The organism is Ruminiclostridium cellobioparum DSM 1351 = ATCC 15832, from assembly GCF_000621505.1.
GTDB lineage: Bacteria > Bacillota > Clostridia > Acetivibrionales > DSM-1351 > Ruminiclostridium > Ruminiclostridium cellobioparum.
In genome coordinates this window covers 22,255-42,344 of the sequence record NZ_JHYD01000041.1, presented here as the reverse complement: position 1 = coordinate 42,344, position 20,090 = coordinate 22,255, and the positions used below count along the sequence as shown (strand labels likewise).

The window sequence follows — 20,090 nt, the reverse complement described above, 5'->3', positions numbered from 1 at the left end:
AAAAGTCTCCTCTTAAAGAAAAATTTGACATTGAAATATTAAAAAATTTAAAAGCTCTTTTAAGCTTTTTCTAATTCATTTTCTTCCTCCAGGTTGGACTTTGCGAGTACTTCTCTTGCATCAAGAGGATTCCGGACCAGTTCATCCGATTTTAAAAACCCGTCTCTGAACCTCAGCACTCTTTTGGTATGGTCGGCAATATCCGGTTCATGTGTAACAAGTACAATGGTTACACCTTCCCTGTTCAGATCCTGAAAAACAGCCATTATCTCTTCGCTGGATGTACTATCCAGGTTTCCTGTGGGCTCATCCGCAAGAATAATTGAAGGCGAATTAACAAGTGCTCTGGCAATTGCAACCCTCTGTTTCTGACCGCCCGACATTTCATTTGGCTTATGGTGCATTCTCTTTTCCAGCCCGACACGCTCAAGTGCCGCGGTGGCCCTTTTGCGCCTTTCCTTGCTTCCAATACCCGCATAGATCATGGGAAGTTCAACATTTTGCAGTGCCGTAATTCTCGGCAATAGGTTAAAGGATTGGAAAACAAAGCCAATTTTAAGATTTCTTATTTTAGCAAGTTCTCCCTCGTTCAATGAAGATATATTTACTCCGTCGAGCCAATACTCACCCTTTGTGGATCTGTCAAGACATCCGATTATATTCATCAGAGTGGATTTACCAGATCCTGAAGGTCCCATTATAGCGACAAATTCCTCTTTATTTATATTTATATTGGCGTTCTTAAGAGCTTCAACTTCGATATGTCCGTTTTTGTAGGTCTTACCCAGATTTTTCATGGAAATAATCAAAGCTTTTTTTCCTCCTTTCAATATTTTATTTATTTAAACTCAACTTTTTAAGATAGAGTTTTGTTAACAAATCCTGGGCAGCTGATCGCCTGCCAACAACTTGATGATTCTTGTGCCTCCGCTGAGAGCCTTGAGAACCACTTTTGCCTCACTGTCATTTATTACTTCTCCAATAATGGCAGCATCTTTTCCGTAATTATTTTTTTTAAGCGCTTCAAGAACATCGCCGGCTTTGTCTCCTGGAACAAATATCAATAGTTTTCCCTCATTGGCCATATACAGCGGCTCCATGCCCAGAAGCTCACAAACCCCCTGGACTTCCCTTTTGACAGGGAGCTTTTCTTCATATATCTGTACGGTGACATTACTCTGTACCGCTATCTCATTAAGCGTTGTAGCAACGCCCCCTCTTGTGGGATCTCTCAGCACATGGAGCTGCCGGGTTACCTTCAGCATGTCCTGCACCATTCCCGCCAAAGGTGCACAGTCGCTCTTTATTTCGGCCTGGAATCCCATATTCTCTCTTTCAAGCAGTATGCAGCTGCCATGATCGCCAATGGTTCCGGAAACTATTATTTTGTCGCCGGTTTTTGCATTTCTTCCCGAGATATCCACTCCCTCCGGCAATATGCCTATGCCCGAGGTATTTATAAATATCTTATCAACTGCACCTTTCTGAACCACCTTGGTATCGCCGGTTACAATTTTGACACCGCATTCCTCAGCCGTAACAGCCATGGACTCAACTATTTTTTCAAGCTCTTCAAATTTGAATCCTTCTTCAATAATAAAACCGCAGCTCAGATACAGAGGAGTCGCTCCGCTGGTTGCCAGATCATTAACCGTACCGCAGACAGCAAGCTTTCCGATATTTCCTCCCTTGAAAAAAATAGGGGTTACTACAAAGCTGTCGGTGGTAAATACGATATTTCTGCTGTTTCCTATGTCAAGTCTGGCCGAATCATCTCCGGCAGAGAGTATATCGTTCTTAAAGTATTTCTTAAATACATTATCTATAAGAGCAAGTGTGGCTGAACCTCCGCTGCCGTGAGCCAGAGTGATTATGTTTTCCATATTGTATTAAGCTTCCTCCTCGATAGTACGTAAATTATTTTATATTATTCTTTACCCGCTTCCATATATCATTTGTTATTATATACACAATTTTGAATATTTCAGAGCATTTTTTTATTTGTTTTAATACTTTCAATATACTTATTTTTCAATTATTATACAGTTCCTCCGAACATTACCGCTTTAGTCCCCATATTTGTAGTATGCGGCACATGTGCCTTCAGATGATACCATACAGGCTCCCACAGGATTTTCCGGCGTGCATCTTGTTTTAAAAAGCTTGCAGTCGTGGGGGCGCTTCCTGCCTTTCAAAACTTCCCCGCACATACAGCCTTTGGGTTCAGGACTGTCTTTGGGCTCCATATGGAATTTCTTCATGGCATCAAAGGTTTCATATGCTTCCTTCAAACCCAGCCCCGACCCCGGTATCATGCCTATGCCGCGCCATACTGCATCCACAGGCTTGAAAACCTCGTACATCTTCTGCTGGGCTTTTGTATTTCCTTCCTTAGATACTATTCTGGAATATACATTTTCAAAAACTTTTTTGCCCTCTGTAATATTTTTCAGTAAAACATTTATTGAATACAGAATATCCAGAGGCTCAAAACCCGCAACAACACCAGCCTTTTCCATATTATACGCAACGTATGAAAAAAAGTCTGTACCAATTATGGCAGAAACATGACCCGGATAAATAAACCCGTCGAGAGCCAGCTCCCCGTCTCCTGCCAGGGCTTTGATGGCTTCGGGCATTGTTTTGTTTGCAGTCAGCACAGAAAAATTTTTTATTTTTTCTGCCTCCGCCTTTAAAACTGAAAGTGCAATAACAGGAGTAGTCGTTTCAAAGCCAACCGACAGGAACACAACCTCTTTGTCAGGATTGGCTCTGGCTATTTCCAGAGAATTCAACGGTGAGTACACCATCTGTACATTGCAGCCCTGTGCCTTTTTGTACAGCAGGGTGCTGTTATTTCCGGGTATTCTCATCATATCACCAAAGGTTGTTATGATTACATTTTTGTTTTCAGCCAGTTCAACGGCACTGTCAACATATCCGGTTGGTGTTACACACACCGGACAGCCGGGTCCCGACAACAGCTCAATGCTTTTGGGGAGCAGTGATCTGAGGCCGTAGCGGGAAATAGCCATGGTATGAGTACCGCAGACCTCCATTATTTTTATATTTCTTCCCGAATATGTGTTAAGGCAGTCCACAATTTTTTGTATCACTGCCTTGTCTCTGAATTCATCTATATAATTTGTCATTTTGCCTCCATTTTACTTGATCCCCAATTCCCTGATCTCATTAAAAATATCAATAGTTCTGGCTGCCTCATCCTGATCAACTATCTGGATAGCACAGCCGGCATGTACCAGAACATAATCTCCGACTTTTACATTTTCAAGCAGTTCGACCGAAATTTTGTTTATTACGCCCATCATTTCAACTTGGGCGGAACTCCCGTCAATATTTACAACCTTTGCAGGTAAACCCAGGCACATAATATAAACCTCCCTTTTTTAAATCGAATATCTTTAACATATAATAATTTATTCTTAATTATACTTTTCTTTTGTTTAAGTATAAACATATTTTTAAACTATTTCAATCTTCAAGTCTTGGCAATACTGCTTGCTATAGCCATTATTGCCTGTCCCAGTGCTATCCCCCCGTCATTTGCCGGGAGCTGCGAGTGGATATACACCTGAAATCCATTTTTCTCAAGCAGCTCCGAGCTCATAGCCAGCAGTGTAAGGTTCTGAAATACTCCGCCGCTGAGCACCACCCTGTTCAAACCACAGGTCTTCCTGATTTCACGGCAGCCCCTCAGTACAATTTCAGCCACTGTGGCGTGAAATCTTGAAGCAATGGTTTCCAGGCTGCCGCCGGCCTCCATATCACTCAAAAGCTGCCGGATTATCATATGGGTTCTTACAGCAAAGCCACCTGTTCCACCGGTGTCCAGCATTACCTCATATGGCTCTGCAGCCCTGTCCACCGCGTAATACTCCAATTCTATGGCAGCCTGCCCTTCATAGCTGATGTCCGTTTTGACACCCAGCAAGGCTGAAACCGCATCAAAAAATCTGCCCATACTTGAGGTTTCGGGACAGTTGAGTTTTTTCTCCAGCATTTTCCGGACAAAAGCAATTTCACCGTCGTTTATATCTCCCAAAAGCCGGTGCTCCCGGCCGTCCTCGCTTATATGGGGAATTTGCACCCCCGCTGAGTAAAGGTATCCCAATGCCATTTTCCAGGGATGTTTTACAGCAGAATCGCCTCCCGGCATCATGACATACTCCAGGCTGCCGGCACGTTCAAAACCATAGTAGCCTCCCCTGAAAAATTCCCCGCCCCATATCCTGCCGTCCTCCCCGTAGCCAGTGCCGTCAAAGGAAACTCCGATCACTTCCCCGGACAGCCCGTTTTCGGCCATACAGGAGGCTATATGGGCCTTATGATGCTGTACACCGGTTTTATAGCCGGCGTCATACTCAAGTCCGTATTGTGAGGAAAAATAGTTGGGATGCAGGTCATATGCTATATGCCGGGGAGCTATATCAAACAATTTCTTAAAATGTTCAACCGCATGGACAAAAGCCCTGTTTGTACTCTCATTCTCCAGATCGCCTATGTGGTGGCTGAGATAAAACATATTTCCCTTATTGAGACAGAATACGTTTTTAAGTTCCCCGCCGCAGGCAAGTACCGACGGGAGCTCCACGGCGTCATCCACCCCCAGCAGCTTTTTTGTGTCCAGCTTTACAGGCATGGGTACATAACCCCGGGATCTCCTGATGATATATTCCTTATCTTTAAAAACCCTCGTTACCGAGTCGTCGGTTCTGATATATATCTCCCGGTCATTTGTCAGAAAGGCGTCTGCTATGCCCACAAGCCCCTGTATTGCCTCCTCGTCCCTGTAAAATATGGGCTCACTGCTGAGATTTCCGCTGGTCATCACCAGTACCTCCGGAAAACTTTCCTGTTCGAACAGTATATAGTGTATGGGATTATATGGCAGCATCACCCCCAGATAGCTGTTTAGATGTGCTATTTCCTCTGGAAGAACAATGCCCTCCTTTTTTCTGAGCAGCACAACAGGACTGGCCGGAGATTCCAGAAGCTGTCTTTCCTTTTCATTCACATGGCAATAATTTTGAATTGTTTCAAGATTTTTCATCATTAGGGCAAAGGGCTTGTCATCCCTGTTTTTCCTGCTCCTGAGCCTTCCTACGGCACTTGAGTCCAGCGCATCACAGGCCAGATGGTATCCGCCAATACCCTTGACGGCGGCTATCCTTCCCGATTTTATAATTCCTGTGATATATTCCAGGCACTGCCGGCTGTCGGGCGGTTCCCTGCCGTCCAGCCGGGAAATGAATTTCCCGTTCTCATCGGCTATTGCCAGAACAGGACCGCAGTCGCGGCAGGAGACGGGCTGGGCATGATATCTCCTGTCGGAGGGATCGGTATATTCCAGGGCACAGGGGCGGCACATTTCAAAACAGCCCATGGTAGTCTTCTCCCTGTCATAGGGAATGTCCTTGATGATTGTGAACCTGGGGCCGCAATTTGTACAATTGATGAAGGGATATTCATACCTTCTGTTCCCGGGGTCCTTCAGCTCTTTTATGCAATCCCCGCAGGTGCATACATCGGGCGAAATGAAGATATTGCCCCCGGAAACCGCCTCACTCTGCCTTATTTCAAAATCTGTAAAACCTTTAACAGGCAGCTCTTCATAATTTAAAGTCTCAATTTTTGCTAAAACAGGAGATTTTGCTTTTATAGACTGTATAAAGCCGGATAATATTTTTTCACCGGCTTCCACCTCTATTACCACATTGCTGTCGGTATTTCCTACCCACCCCTTTAAGCCCATGCTTTTTGCCAGATTATAAATAAAGGGCCTGAAACCCACGCCCTGAACTATTCCTGTAATTGTTATCCTATATCGTCTCATGGTCTTACCTTTCAGTTATCTTCAATCTCCAGGTATTTCTTGGTTGTCTGCATGTCTTCCGCTATCTGTTCCTTAAGGAGGTCTACCGACTCAAACTTCTTTTCGTCCCTTATTTTCTTCAGAAAGAAAACTTCTATTTTTTTGCCGTATATATCCCTGTTAAAATCGATGATATGAGTTTCCACTGTTTTTTCCTTAGCGTCCTCAAAAGTCGGATTAAAACCCACATTGGTCATGCTGTTATAAAGCTTGCCGTCCAGCAGTGTCTTGGTAATGTATACACCGTTGGCCGGCAGCACGAGAAACCTTTCAGGGTGAATGTTGGCAGTGGGAAAACCGATGGTATTTCCTATCCTTCTCCCACTGACCACCTCTGCCGTAATAGAGTAGTTCCTTCCCAAAAGTTTGTAGGCAGTTTCAAGCTGCCCATTGATTATACATTGTCTTATTTTTGTACTGCTTACAACTTCATTGTCACATTTTATGGCAGGTATGACAACAACCCTGAAACCGTACTTTAACCCCAATTCCTTCAACAGGGGAATATCGCCCTGCCCCATATAGCCGAATCTATAGTCATAACCGGCCACAGCCAGCTTGATATTCAATTTATCAATCAGTATTTTTTTTACAAAGTCTTCGGGTGAAAGTCTTGAAAATTCTTCATTGAATTCATCAAAGTACAGATAATCCAGATGAATTTCTCCAAGCAATTCCACTTTCTTCTGCTCAGTCAGTAACAGCGGAGTTATGAGCTTTTTCCTGAGAATATTCTCGGGATGCTTTGTGAAGGTATAAACTATCGAGCACAGGTTGTTAAGCCGGGATTCACGTATCAGTGTGTTGATCAGAGCCATATGGCCAATATGTAATCCGTCAAAATTACCCAGGCCAACTCCTGTTTTTATTTTAAAACTATTATTTTCATCGGTGGTGTGAATAACCTGCATATAATTCTCCTTGTAGTAACTCAAATGAAAATTCCTATACGTCAAGAAATTTGCTTCGACGAAACACTTCGTGTTTCTGAGCACCCCCTCTAAACCGGAAAGGGGATTCCCCTTTTCAAACCCCGCATATAGAAATTTATATATAACTGGAATTTCCTAGTGTACTTGTTCTAAACTCAGTTTTAATAGCAATTACACTATCTTTAAATATAAATTCCTATATGCTAAAAAACTTTTTTGATTTCAGGCAGGTACCTTGACCGTTATGGAAAAGTTCACCTATGCCCAAAAAATTTTCATTGTTATCATATACCCTTATGAAAGGCTTTGTATCAAAATTTTCATTATTTAATTGAAGCCATACGCCATTACAGTATTTAAAGGTGTCTTTTGAACCAAGCCGGATACTTTCCATATCTTCAAATACTGTTTCGGCAGGGATAAGCCTGTTTTCCAGCCGGCCCCCGGCAGCAAGCTCCCTGATTTCCTCAAGGGTCAAAGCAGTATCCAGACTGTATTTGCCGGCTCTTGTCCTGACGAGGAAAGACATATGTCCTCCGCAGCCCAGCTTTTCTCCCATGTCATGGCATAAAGTCCTTATATAGGTACCTTTGGAGCAATGAACGTCAAACAGTGCTTTTTTTACCCTTCTCTTTTCAGGCCCGGGCTCTTCCCATATCCTGATAATTTTTATATCAAATATCCTGATCCTTCTTGGCTGACGTTCCACAGTCCCGCCCTGTCTGGCTATATCGTACAGCTTTTTTCCGTCAATTTTTATTGCAGAATACATTGGCGGAAGCTGGTCAATATCACCGACAAAACTCATTATTGCCTCTTCTATTCTGTCATTGCCGGCCTCCACCTCTTTGGAATAAATTACATTCCCCGAGGAATCCTGGGTATCGGTTGCCCAACCCAGAGTGAGCTCTGCGCGATAGACCTTGTCCTTATCGATAATAAACTCGATGGCCCTGGTGGCATTTCCCAAACATATGGGTAAAACCCCCACAGCAGACGGATCAAGCGTCCCCGTGTGCCCTATTTTTTTCTGTCCGGCAACTTTTCTGAGAAAACCCACCACATCAAATGATGTCATTCCGGCAGGCTTGAGTACATTTATTATTCCGTTCATATTATCCCTAAAATAAAACCCTTTCTTTGTCAAAAGCATTTTATATTACTGAAGTTTCTCTTTTAACACCTTTATCATCTGTTCCTTAACTTCCTGCAAAGAGCCTTTAACAGTGCAGCCGGCCGCCCGTTTATGTCCGCCGCCCCCAAATGCCGCAGCTACTTCGGAAACATCCACATGGGTTTTGGAACGCAAATTCACCCTGACCTCTTCGGCATTCTTCTCCTTGACCAAAACGGAAACTTCCACACCTTCGATTGATCTTCCGATATTCACTATGCCGTCACAGTCCTCATCCTTTGCCCCGGTTGCCTGCAGGTCGGCCTGTGAGATTGCAACCGCCGCAAGTTTTGCATTTTCATGAAGCTCCAGCAGCTCTATTGCTTTTTGCGTAAGCTTCAGCTTTGTGTAAGTGGTATTGTCAAATATCCTTTGCGACAGTTCTCCTATGTCTATACCTGTAGCCAGAAGTTCCGAAGCTATCCTGTGTGTTTCGGAGGTGGTATTGCTGTACTTGAAGCCTCCGGTATCTGTTGAAACTGCAGTGTATAAGCAGGCCGCAATATCCCTGTCTATCCCGAGCTTCAATTTCTTCAGCAGTGTATATACTATTTCACCGGTTGAAGCCGACATATCATCAACAAAATTTAAAAGGGCAAATTTTGTATTTGTCACATGATGGTCGATATTTATTGTGCAGGGGGCCTCGAAAAAAGCATCTCCTCTGGTTCCAAGCCTTCCGACATCCCCTGTGTCCAGAGCTATATTGATATCCATGACCTCATCCCGGGTATCATAAAAGCAGACCAATTCAGTCCCGGGCAAGAATCTGTACACCGTAGGAATATTTTCCTCCAGATAAACGATTACTTTTTTACCTGCATTTTTCAGTGCCAGAGCCAGAGCCAGGGATGAACCGATTGCATCACCGTCTGCAGAAACATGAGGAAATATTGCTATTCCGCCTGCCTGGGCTATAAGTTTGACAATTTCCCTATCCATTAAACCTCCCCGCCCCGTTATGCCGGTTTTCTTTTCCCATCGCATTTAATGGTTTTCAACGCGGCAATAGTATTTTAATACTTTTATACGGGGTTAATTTTATTTTTTCAGTCTGTCTGTTTTGGAATACAGGCTGAAATGCCATCAGTCTCCCAGTTCCTTCTTTGCATCGTCAAGTAATTTATTTATATATATTCCGTGTTCAATCGAGGTATCAAGTTCAAAATGTATTTCGGGAGTATATCTGAGCTGCAATCTGTGCCCGAGTTCACGCCTTATGAAACCCGCTGCGCTTTTCAGCGCGCTTATGGCGTTTTTCTTCTGCTGCTCATCACCCAAAACACTTACGAATACTTTAGCATATCTCAAATCCTTGGTTACATTACAGGATATGATACTTACCATATCAGGAAGCCTCGGATCCTTAAGGTCATTATGAATAATGCTGCTTATTTCTTTTTTTACTTCTTCAGAAATCCTGACTATTCTATCTGCCATCAATTCCATCCTCCATATTAATTATTAGCTAATGAAAATCGTTAAGTGCGTTACTGCTTCATTTATAAATAGTATTGCCAACCACAGCGTATTCAAGTACACTCCGGGCAGGCGGCAAATACACGAATAGGTTGAATTGGAATTTAATCCACTTCAACCTATTCCAAAAAAGCCTTAACTTATCTCTTAACTTCTTCCATTACAAAGGCCTCGATTACATCGCCTTCCTTGATATCGTTGAAGCGTTCAATGGACACACCGCATTCAAAACCCGCTGCAACTTCTTTTGCATCGTCTTTGAATCTCTTAAGGGAAGCAAGCTTTCCTTCATGAATTACAATACCCTCTCTGACTACCCTGACTTCAGAATTTCTCTGTACTTTACCGTCGGTTACATAGGCACCGCCAATGGTTCCGATACCCGAAACCTTGAATATCTGCCTTATTTCAATATGGCCCAGTACAACTTCCTTGTAGGTAGGCTCAAGCATACCCTTCATGGCAGCCTGAACATCTTCTATAGCCTTGTAGATAATACTGTATAATCTCATATCAACTTCAGCATTCTTGGCAGCTTCGGTAACATTTGCGCCAGGTCTTACATTAAAGCCTATGATTATGGCATTTGAAACCTGTGCCAGAGTGACATCCGATTCGGTGATAGCACCAACAGCACCATGTATGGTTTTGACTCTGACTTCATCATTGCTCAGCTTTTCCAGCGACTGCTTGACAGCTTCTACAGAACCCTGTACATCGGCTTTGATAATAATATTCAAATCCTTGACCTTACCCTCTTTGATCTGGGTAAACAGATCTTCAAGAGTGACCTTTGCGCTGGTCTTGTACTGTTGTTCCTTCTGTCTGAACTTTCTCTTTTCAACAAGCTGTTTGGCTACCTTCTCATCAGTAACAGCATAGAATACTTCACCTGCTTCGGGAACTTCATTCATACCAAGTATTTCTACAGGCATTGAAGGCCCTGCGTTCTTTATGCTGTGACCCTTGTCGTTTGTCATAGCTTTGATTCTTCCAAAAGCGGAACCTGCTATTATTGAATCGCCGGTTTTTAATGTGCCTCTCTGAACAAGAACTGTGGCAACAGGCCCTCTTTCCTTATCAAGTTTGGCTTCTATAATAGTACCCTTCGCCTGTCTGTCGGGATCGGCTCTTAATTCAAGCATATCTGCGGCCAAAAGCACCATTTCCAGCAATTGATCAATGTTTTCCCTCTTTTTTGCCGAAACGGGAACCATTATTGCATCTCCGCCCCATTCCTCGGCAACTATACCATATTCCGTAAGCTCCTGTTTTACCTTGTCTGGATTTGCACCAGGCTTATCAATCTTATTGATAGCAACTATAATTGATACATTTGCAGCTTTAGCATGGTTTATGGCTTCTATGGTCTGCGGCATTACTCCGTCGTCTGCTGCAACAACAAGTATTGCAATATCGGTAACCTGAGCACCTCTGGCACGCATTGCCGTGAAGGCTTCATGACCGGGTGTATCCAGGAAGGTAATCAGCCTTTCGTTAGCTTTGACCGTATACGCACCGATATGCTGTGTTATACCGCCGGCTTCACTGTCAATTACATGAGCACTTCTGATTGCGTCAAGCAATGATGTCTTACCATGGTCAACATGGCCCATAACAACAACTACAGGAGGTCTTTGCTGTAATTTTGATTCGTCAACTATCTCTTCATCATCAAAGAGTATATCTTCCTCACTGATCTGAACAGCTTTCTCAGTCTTTACTCCAAACTCTTCCGAAATAATTGTAGCCGTTTCAAAGTCCACATCATTGTTAAGGGTGGCCATAACACCATAACCCATCAATTTCTTGATAATTTCTGTCGAAGTCTTTTTAAGAGCTTCGGCAAGTTCCTTGACTGTAAGTGATTCCGGTATGGTTATGGAAGTAAGAACTGCCTTTGGCGGAATATACTTTTCCTGAACCTTTTCATTCTTTTTATTCCTTGGCAATCTCTTCTTCTTGCCGTCATCACTGTAGAATTCGTCAAAGATGTAATTTTCATCAAGAATTTCAGAAACACCCTTCTTCTCGATAACTATTTTCTGGGGTTTAAATTTCTGTTTCTTATCGGCAGTTGTCTTTGGTGCTTCTTTCTTCTGCTTTTCTTCCCTCTTGACGCTCTTATCCAGATCCCTGCTCTGGAATTCTCTCCGCGCTTCATTTCTCAGTGAGTCAAATTGTTCCTGAGCAACAGTTGCATCCGGCTTTGGAATATCCAGGCCCTGCTGTCTGTATTGCCCCTGCGGCCTGTCTCCTCTGTTGTACTGACCCTGTGGTCTGTCTCCCTGGGGTCTGTTGTACTGGCCCTGAGGCCTGTCTCCTCTATTGTACTGACCCTGCGGCCTGTCTCCCTGTGGTCTGTTGTTGTACTGACCCTGCGGTCTGTCGCCTCGGTTGTACTGCCCCTGCGGCCTGTCTCCCTGTGGTCTGTTGTACTGGCCTTGTGGTCTGTCTCCTCGGTTGTACTGACCCTGTGGTCTGTCTCCTCGGTTATACTGGCCTTGTGGTCTGTCTCCCTGGGGTCTGTCACCTCTGTTATACTGACCCTGCGGTCTGTCTCCCTGTGGCCTGTCTCCCCGGTTGTATTGACCCTGTGGTCTGTCGCCTCGGTTATACTGGCCTTGTGATCTGTCTCCCTGTGGTCTGTCATTTCTGTTATACTGGCCCTGTGGTCTGTCTCCCTGCCTGTTCTCACTCTTGACATTGTCAGTCTCTGGGGCCTGTGTTTCAGCCACTGCGGCAGTATCTTCCTTCCTGGGTTCAGTACTTTCACTCTTTGGAGCCGTGTTTGTGCCGGTTATTGCTTCCTTTGGTTCAACAATTGTGTTTGATTTCATATCCACTCTTTCAGCCGCATTCTCTTTGCTTATTTTTTCTGTATCGGTTGCATCAATGTTTTTTGATATTTTTGTATCTGTTTGAACAGCAGTATCCGCCACAAGCTTTTCCTCTTTTTTAATATCCTCAGTCTTTGTACTTTGCTTTGAAACTGAAGAATCATCATGCTGAACGGCAGGAATTTTGGCAGCATTTTTAGGAGACTCGTGAGATTTTTCATTCCTGTTAGCAGGTTTATTTTTGAAATCAGGTTTGCTGTCTCTCACATACCCCGGTCTGAGCCCTGAAGTGCTGGACTCGGTTTTTATATAATTCGGTTTTGAAGAAGGCTGATTCCCTTCTTTTTTATAATTTCCACGGTCGGTATTCTCAGTTTCACCATTGCTGTCAATTACAATCTCTGTGGTTCTGATTATCCTTGGTGCACTTTTCATATCCTTTTTAATTTCTTTCTTCTTTTCAACTGGATGAGAAGTGTCCGCAGAGACAGCTTTTTTTTCATCCTCAGGCTTCTTTTCGTCATGTTTTATTACGCCAATGTGTTTATAAAGTGCGTCTAATTCATGAGGTTCAAGAAGGCTCATATGATTTTTTACATTTATATTTATCTCAGCAAGCTTTTCCATTAACCGCTTACTCGTTGTATTAAGTTCTTTGGCAAGCTCGTATATTCTTGCTTTATCCAATACCTTCACCCCCGGATTCATTAATTTGGTTATCTATTAGTTTAAGAAGGCCATTTTTAAAGTCCTTTGACTGAATCGAAATAACTGAACGTATTTCTTTTCCTATACATCTTCCGAGCCCAAGTTTTTCTCCATATTCTCTATAGGAAACACTGCGGAAACTGCACATACTCTTAAATTTGTCCTTCGTGTTTTCAGAAGCATCTCCTGCTACAATTACAAGAACAGCCTTACCCGATTTGACGGCCCTTTCACAAGTTTCGTCTCCGGCTGACAGCTGTCCTGCCTTTTTAGCAAGACCTAACAAGGAATAAATCCTATCCATCATTTCCCTCCAATTGGCATTTCAAATTTTCATATATTTCATTATCAATTGTCATCTCAAAAGCTTTGTCGAGTCTTTTGGCCTTTATGGCCTGTTCCAGGCACGCGGCATCCCTGCATATATATGCACCTCTGCCCGGCTTTTTGCCAATTAGATCTATGCTGATTTCTCCCTCATTATTTCTTACCACCCGTATCAATTCCTTCTTTGGCTTCATTTCCTTACAGCCAAGACACATACGCAATGGAATCTTTTTTTGCTTCATCCATCCACACCTTCCCATAGTCAATTACCATCGGATGAACCGACAGTATGCAACTTTATTAAGCATTGCCAAAATCATTAAAGGTTACCATCTATCAGTCTATGAAAACATCATCATCCTGGTCACCGCTGTAATCATTATTTTCTTCTTCGCCGTAATCATTATTTTCATCTTCGGCGTTAAAATCCATATAACCGCCGTTTAAACTATCGTCGAAAAGCTGTTTTTCAATAGACTGTCTCAGCTGTGATTCACTCTTTATATCAATTTTCCAGCCGGTGAGCTTGGCAGCCAGTCTTGCATTCTGGCCTTCCTTTCCAATGGCGAGTGAAAGCTGATAGTCAGGAACAATAACTCTGGCAGCTTTTTCATCTTCAGTCACATCCACCCTCACTACCTTGGCAGGGCTTAAGCTGCTGGAGATATACTCCCTGGGATCGTTGCTCCATTTTATGATATCTATTTTCTCACCGCGGAGTTCATCGACTATAGCCTGGACCCTTGTGCCCTTTTGTCCTACACATGCACCTACCGGATCAACATTTTCATCCTTGGAGTAAACTGCAATTTTTGTTCTGGAGCCCGGCTCACGTGATATGCTTTTTATTTCAACAGTACCATCGTGTATTTCGGGAACCTCCAGCTCAAAAAGCCTCTTTACAAGTCCCGGATGGGTTCTTGATATCATGATCTGAGGACCCTTGGTGGTTTTCTTAACTTCTACGATATAGGATTTGAGCCTTTCATTAAAACGGTACTCCTCACCCGGAGTCTGTTCGGTGGGAGCAAGCACCGCCTCGGTTTTTCCCAGATCTACTATTACGTTTCTCTTTTCTATTCTCTGAATGATACCAGTAACAATGTCACTTTCCTTGTTGTAAAACTCATCGTATATAATTCCTCTTTCAGCTTCTCTGAGTTTCTGTACCACAACCTGTTTAGCCGTCTGGGCGGCTATTCTTCCGAAAGTTCTCGGAGTGACTTCCATTTCGGCAATGTCGCCGACGGCAAGTGTGGGATTTAATCTGGCGGCTTCATCCACAGATATATCCATCTGTTCCATATCGGGAACTTCTGCAACCTTTCTGAGTCCAAAAACTTTTACATCTCCGGTTGTTCTATCTATATTTACCTTGACGTTCATTGCCGAACCAAAGTTTTTCTTATACGCAGAAATAAGAGCGGCCTCTATGGCCTCAATTATTACATCCTTTTTAATACCCTTCTCTTTCTCCAGCTGTTCAAGTGCAAGTATTAACTCAGCGCTCATTACGTTAACCTCCCATTACTAATTTAAATTAAAATTTAATGGCCCTTTTTACTATGGCAACCTTATCCTTTTCAAAATGCATTTCATTTCCGTTATCACTGATTACGATCCTGTCATCAATCAATCCCACAAGTTCACCTTCAAACAGCTTTTTGCCGTCTATGGGCTGGAAAACCTTAACTTCAACCAATTCGCCCTTATACTTAATAAAGTCCCTCTCGGTTTTCAATGGTCTTTCAAGACCCGGCGAGGAAACTTCCAAATAATAACTTTGTTCTATGGGATCTTTCCTGTCAAGTATTTCACTCATTTGTTCGCTGACGGCCTGGCAATCATCAATGCTTATCCCGCCCGGCTTGTCAATGTATATTCTCAGGTACCAGTTGGCACCCTCTTTAATAAATTCAACATCCACCAATTCATAATTCAACGCTTCAACCACAGGTGCCGCAAGTTCCATAATATCCTGCTGTACATTTCTTTTCATTATTTATTCGTCCTCCAGTAAGTCAGGGTTTAAAACCGGACGGTATAATATTATATGCGGAGAAAAAAATTACACGCATCATAACAAAAGTGGCAATGCCACACAAAAACTTAGGCACAAAATGTGCCTTTAAAAAAGTCAAACTAATTGACTTTTGAGTAATATACGTCAATCCGGTAACTGCACATCATATTATCATAACCAGAAACCTGTCAGATAAACAACAAAGAGTGGGATTTCCCACTCTTGGCAGTCAAGTCTATTAAACCTCTATCCTTGTGTATTATACCATTATTATTTCAACTTATCAACAATTTATTACCATTTTGAACAAAGACTTTAAAAAATTTTTTAAAAGGGAAACTTTTAGAATAAACATAACTGATTGCTTTCAGGCATTCCCTTCAGGCAGTTGTTTCTTTCAAGTATCTCTATTACCGATTTGCTTATCTTTGCTTTTGTCCTCAGCTCATCAATAGAGAGGAATTCCCCTTCTTTCCTGGCTTCCACAATATTTAGCGCAGCAGCCCCTCCCAGACCCTGGAGTGCATTAAGCGGCGGTCTTATTCCGCCCTCCTCTATTTTGAATTTCTTTGCTTCCGACGAATACAAATCTATTGGAAGGAACTTGAGACCTCTGGCATACATCTCATTTGCAACCTCAAGTATGGTCAATACGTTCTTTTCCTTCGTACTGATATTATTTCCCTTCATCTCATATTCCCTGATCTTATTTTTTACCTTGTCCCGTCCCTGAGCCATCATTTCGGCATCAAAGTCGTCGGCTCTTACGGTAAAATATGTAGCATAGAAGGCTTCCGGATAATAAACCTTGAACCAGGCAATTCGGAAGGCCATCATGACATAGGCTGCCGCATGGGCCTTCGGGAACATGTATTTAATGGTTTTACATGACTTTATATACCAGTCGGGAACATTATTCTCCTTCATTACAGCTTCATATTCCTCCTTGACGCCTTTTCCTTTTCTGACGTCCTCCATTATTTTAAAAGCTGTTTTCGGAGGCAGCCCGGCATGCATCAGGTAAATCATAATATCGTCACGGCAGCATATGCTCTTGGACAGTGTCGTTATACCGTCTCTGATCAGATCCTGTGCATTGTTGAGCCAAACATCGGTGCCGTGGGAAAGTCCTGATATCCTGATAAGCTCAGAGAACGTCTTTGGCTTTGTATCCACCAGCATTTGCCTTACAAATTTAGTTCCGAATTCAGGTATGGCATAGGTTCCCGTTTCACTGCCGATATCCTCGGGTGTGACCCCCAGAGCCTCGGTACTGCTGAAAAGGCTCATGGTTTTTTCCTCTCCGATTGTAATGGTTGTGGCATCGATCCCGGTCAGATCCTCCAGCATCCTTATGACGGTGGGATCGTCGTGTCCAAGTATATCAAGCTTGAGTATGCTTCCATGCAGGAAGTGATAGTCAAAGTGTGTTGTCACTATTTCAGAGCTTGTGTCATCGGCCGGCCTCTGGATCGGAGAAAAATCAAATATCTCCTTGTCCTTGGGAACTATCATTATACCTCCCGGATGCTGGCCGGTAGTTTTCTTTATACCCGTACAGCCTTTAACCAGCCTGTTTATTTCTGCATTCGTTACAATGATTCCCCTTTCGTCAAGATAATTCTTGACATAACCATACGCAGTCTTCTCTGCAACCGATGCAATTGTACCGGCTCTGAAAACATAGCCCTCCCCAAAGAGTTCTTCGGTATATTTATGGGCTACCGGCTGATAATCTCCCGAGAAGTTCAAATCTATATCGGGCTCCTTGTCTCCGTCGAAGCCCAGGAAGGTTTCAAAGGGGATGTCATAGCCGTCTTTTTTAAGTTTATTGCCGCATTTGGGGCAGGTCTTGTCAGGCATATCAAACCCGCAGTCATATGAACCGTCAAGTATGAATTCGGAGTGCTTGCACTTCTCACATATATAATGGGGCTGAAGTGAATTAACCTCGGTTATACCCGACATGTTCGCAACAAAGGAGGAGCCGACCGAACCTCTGGAGCCCACAAGATATCCGTCGCCCACAGACTTGGAAACAAGTTTCTGGGCAATCAGGTACATAACCGCAAAGCCGTTTTTGATTATGGAATTGAGCTCCTTTTCCAATCTCTGCCGGACTACCTCGGGCAGCTCCTCCCCATATATCTCTCTTGCCTTGTTCATGGCCATTTCTTCAATATCATGTTCAGCGCCTTCAATTTTAGGAGGATATGTGCCTTCAAGCACCGGCGCAATATTTTCAATCAAATCGGCAATGTGGTTTGTATTGTCTATGACAACCTCACGGGCTTTTTCAGGGCCGAGATAATCAAACTCCTCCAACATTTCGTCGGTTGTTCTGAAATACAGCGGTGCCTGATCATCCGCGTCCGTGAAGCCCTGTCCCGACATGAGTATCCTTCTGAAAACTTCATCGCGGGGATCCATAAAATGCACGTCGCAGGTGGCCACAACCGGCTTTTGGTATCTTTCCCCCAGCTTTATTATTCTTTTGTTTATTTTTATGAGTTCCTCCTGTGAATCCACCTTCCCGTTATTAACAAGGAACTTGTTATTCCCCAGGGGCTGTATTTCAAGATAATCATAAAATCTTACGATCTGAGAAATATCCTCATCGCTCCTGTTGTTGAGAATTGCCCTGTACAGCTCTCCCGCCTCACAGGCGCTTCCCAGGATCAGTCCCTCTCTGTATTCCATCAGCAGCTTCTTGGGTACTCTGGGCTTTTTGTAAAAATACTTCAAATGGGACTGTGAAACTATTTTATACAGATTTTTAAGCCCTACCGAGTTCTTTACCAGGATTATGGCATGGTATGAGCTGCCCTTCACATTCACTTTGTAATCAAAGGCATTTTCAATATCCTTAATGGTTTTGCAGCCCTTTTCCTTCAACTCTTTCATACAGTGCAGAAATATTTTGGCAGTAGCCATGGAATCATCCACCGCTCTGTGATGGTTTTCCAGTTCTATCCCCAAATGCTTTGCCACCAGGTTGAGCTTGTGCTTTCCAAGCTCGGGAAACATCTTTCTGCACAGCTCCAGTGTGTCTATATAAGGATTTTTAATATTTTCTCCCATTACCCTTGCGCTCTGCCTGATAAAGCCAACATCGAAATTGGCATTATGTGCTACCAGCACAGTTCCCTGAATAAATTTCATAAAATCGGTGAGAACCTGCTCTATGGGCGGCGCTTCACTGACCATCTCATCTGTGATACCCGTCAGTTTGACTATAAAGCTTGGAATAGGTATGCCGGGGTTAACAAATGCGCTGAACCTGTCGACAATTTCTCCTGCCTTGACTTTTACCGCACCGATTTCGGTTATTCTGTCCTGGTGGGAATTAAGTCCAGTGGTTTCTATGTCAAAAACAACAAATTCGTCGTCCAGGGAGTGTGAATCAGGATTATAGACAATTGGAACATTGTCATCCAGCAGGTAGCATTCCAGCCCATAAATAACCTTTATGCCAAACTTCTTGGACGCCCCGTAGGCATCGGGATAAGCCTGGCAGACTCCGTGATCGGTGATGGCAATGGCCTTGTGGCCCCATTGGGCCGCTCTTTTTACAAGCTCCTTGACTGGAGTTACACCATCCATGGAGCTCATTTGAGTATGCAAATGCAGCTCGACCCTTTTGGTTTCAGCCTCGTCATGTCGTATTTCCTTCTCAGTCTCCACAATGTCAAAAGCCATTACGGCCAGTTCCTTTGAGAACTTGTCATACTGGGCGTCTCCCCTTATTCTGAGGCACGCGCCTTCCACAATGCGCTCTGATATATTTGCAAAATCCTTCTTTTCAACAAACATTTTAACTGTTACAGAGCTGGTGTAGTCTGTAATGTCAAATATATATATGAATTTTCCGCCCCTGATCTCCCTGAATTCAGTTCTGAAAACCTCTCCTGCTATAGCAACTTTTCCGGAATCGGGAGTCACCTCTGAAATCCTCATAATACTGTCGGTAAAAGGCTTCCCGGTAATTATCCCCCTGGTTGCTCCCTCACCGGGGTTTGAACCTCTGTTTTCCTGGTAATTCTGCTTTGGTTTTGTCTCTGAAGGCGCCGTCGCCGTCATGGCAGAACTTACAACCCTGGCCTCATTCTTTTCCTTCTCTGCAACATACTCTTCAAGTATGCTGGAATCAACCTCCAGGTCGCTGAACTCCACCTTTATCCTTTTTGAAAGAGTATCTTCCATGTACTGCTCGATTATTGAATGGCAGTTCTGTGATTTAAGAATCTGGGAACCTTTGGTAGCCAGTTTGATATGTACTTTTCCATCTGCAAATTCACAGGTACTGCCGGTAAGTATTCCTCTGCAAACCGCGACTTTCCGGTTCAGCATCAGTACCAGCTCGTCCCACATTTTCTCCAGAAATTCTTCAATGCAGCATTCACCGGTACATTTAACCTTTATGCTGATATTATTGGCTCCAAGCCTGTCTGCCAGATGTTCCTCCAGCCTGGCTACCAGGCCGGGACCTATCAAGCCGGAACTGGAAGTGTATATTTCCAGTCTGTTGGACTTGATGAACACGCTCATCCTGTCCACATTTAAATCCCTGAAAACAGAAAATTCCCCGTTAAACTCCACTGCCCCAGGGAATAAATCACCAAATAACTTATTTGAATTAACTGAACCCTCCATTTGTAAGACCCCATTTATCTAATCTTTTTTAAAAAACAATATATATTATTTTCCGATATAT

At 43.3% G+C, this 20,090-nt stretch carries 15 protein-coding genes; all 15 read right to left on the bottom strand.

Annotation, left to right across the window (positions count from 1 at the left end):
- Nucleotides 1-59: 59 nt before the first annotated feature.
- Nucleotides 60-809 (bottom strand): ABC transporter ATP-binding protein, encoded by a 750-nt coding sequence (locus tag T344_RS0115775; protein WP_027629516.1) that lies wholly within the window; start codon nucleotides 807-809, stop codon nucleotides 60-62.
- A gap of 63 nt (nucleotides 810-872) precedes the next feature.
- Complete coding sequence (gene hypE / locus T344_RS0115770; protein ID WP_027629515.1) at nucleotides 873-1,883, bottom strand: hydrogenase expression/formation protein HypE; 1,011 nt, start codon at nucleotides 1,881-1,883, stop codon at nucleotides 873-875.
- A 183-nt stretch (nucleotides 1,884-2,066) separates the two neighbouring features.
- Nucleotides 2,067-3,152 (bottom strand): hydrogenase formation protein HypD, encoded by a 1,086-nt coding sequence (gene hypD / locus T344_RS0115760; protein ID WP_027629514.1) that lies wholly within the window; start codon nucleotides 3,150-3,152, stop codon nucleotides 2,067-2,069.
- A gap of 12 nt (nucleotides 3,153-3,164) precedes the next feature.
- Entirely contained in the window at nucleotides 3,165-3,389 is a 225-nt protein-coding gene (locus T344_RS0115755; protein ID WP_027629513.1) for a HypC/HybG/HupF family hydrogenase formation chaperone, read from the bottom strand.
- Nucleotides 3,390-3,499: 110 nt separating this feature from the next.
- Nucleotides 3,500-5,854, bottom strand: a complete 2,355-nt coding sequence (hypF, locus tag T344_RS0115750) for a carbamoyltransferase HypF (protein WP_027629512.1) — start codon at nucleotides 5,852-5,854, stop codon at nucleotides 3,500-3,502.
- 11 nt (nucleotides 5,855-5,865) lie between these two features.
- The gene (locus T344_RS0115745) at nucleotides 5,866-6,804 is read right to left on the bottom strand and encodes a bifunctional riboflavin kinase/FAD synthetase (RefSeq protein WP_027629511.1); all 939 of its coding nucleotides are present in this window, start codon (nucleotides 6,802-6,804) and stop codon (nucleotides 5,866-5,868) included.
- Nucleotides 6,805-7,021: 217 nt separating this feature from the next.
- The gene (gene truB / locus T344_RS0115740; protein WP_027629510.1) at nucleotides 7,022-7,939 is read right to left on the bottom strand and encodes a tRNA pseudouridine(55) synthase TruB; all 918 of its coding nucleotides are present in this window, start codon (nucleotides 7,937-7,939) and stop codon (nucleotides 7,022-7,024) included.
- Nucleotides 7,940-7,984: 45 nt separating this feature from the next.
- A complete protein-coding gene (locus T344_RS0115735; protein ID WP_027629509.1) occupies nucleotides 7,985-8,941 on the bottom strand; it encodes a DHH family phosphoesterase in 957 nt (318 codons plus the stop codon).
- A gap of 144 nt (nucleotides 8,942-9,085) precedes the next feature.
- Complete coding sequence (rbfA, locus tag T344_RS0115730) at nucleotides 9,086-9,439, bottom strand: 30S ribosome-binding factor RbfA (protein WP_027629508.1); 354 nt, start codon at nucleotides 9,437-9,439, stop codon at nucleotides 9,086-9,088.
- Between the two features lie 179 nt (nucleotides 9,440-9,618).
- Nucleotides 9,619-13,005 (bottom strand): translation initiation factor IF-2, encoded by a 3,387-nt coding sequence (infB, locus tag T344_RS0115725; RefSeq protein ID WP_027629507.1) that lies wholly within the window; start codon nucleotides 13,003-13,005, stop codon nucleotides 9,619-9,621.
- The gene (locus T344_RS0115720) at nucleotides 12,998-13,330 is read right to left on the bottom strand and encodes a L7Ae/L30e/S12e/Gadd45 family ribosomal protein (RefSeq protein WP_004622967.1); all 333 of its coding nucleotides are present in this window, start codon (nucleotides 13,328-13,330) and stop codon (nucleotides 12,998-13,000) included. The genes infB and T344_RS0115720 overlap by 8 nt, the downstream gene beginning before the upstream one ends.
- A complete protein-coding gene (rnpM, locus tag T344_RS0115715; RefSeq protein WP_027629506.1) occupies nucleotides 13,323-13,595 on the bottom strand; it encodes an RNase P modulator RnpM in 273 nt (90 codons plus the stop codon). Before rnpM ends, T344_RS0115720 begins: the two co-directional genes overlap by 8 nt.
- 94 nt (nucleotides 13,596-13,689) lie before the next feature.
- Entirely contained in the window at nucleotides 13,690-14,865 is a 1,176-nt protein-coding gene (nusA, locus tag T344_RS0115710; protein WP_027629505.1) for a transcription termination factor NusA, read from the bottom strand.
- A gap of 28 nt (nucleotides 14,866-14,893) precedes the next feature.
- Nucleotides 14,894-15,352: a ribosome maturation factor RimP gene (gene rimP, locus T344_RS0115705; RefSeq protein ID WP_027629504.1), complete on the bottom strand. Its 459-nt coding sequence runs from the start codon at nucleotides 15,350-15,352 to the stop codon at nucleotides 14,894-14,896.
- Nucleotides 15,353-15,718: 366 nt separating this feature from the next.
- Complete coding sequence (locus tag T344_RS0115700; RefSeq protein ID WP_027629503.1) at nucleotides 15,719-20,029, bottom strand: PolC-type DNA polymerase III; 4,311 nt, start codon at nucleotides 20,027-20,029, stop codon at nucleotides 15,719-15,721.
- Nucleotides 20,030-20,090: the final 61 nt, after the last annotated feature.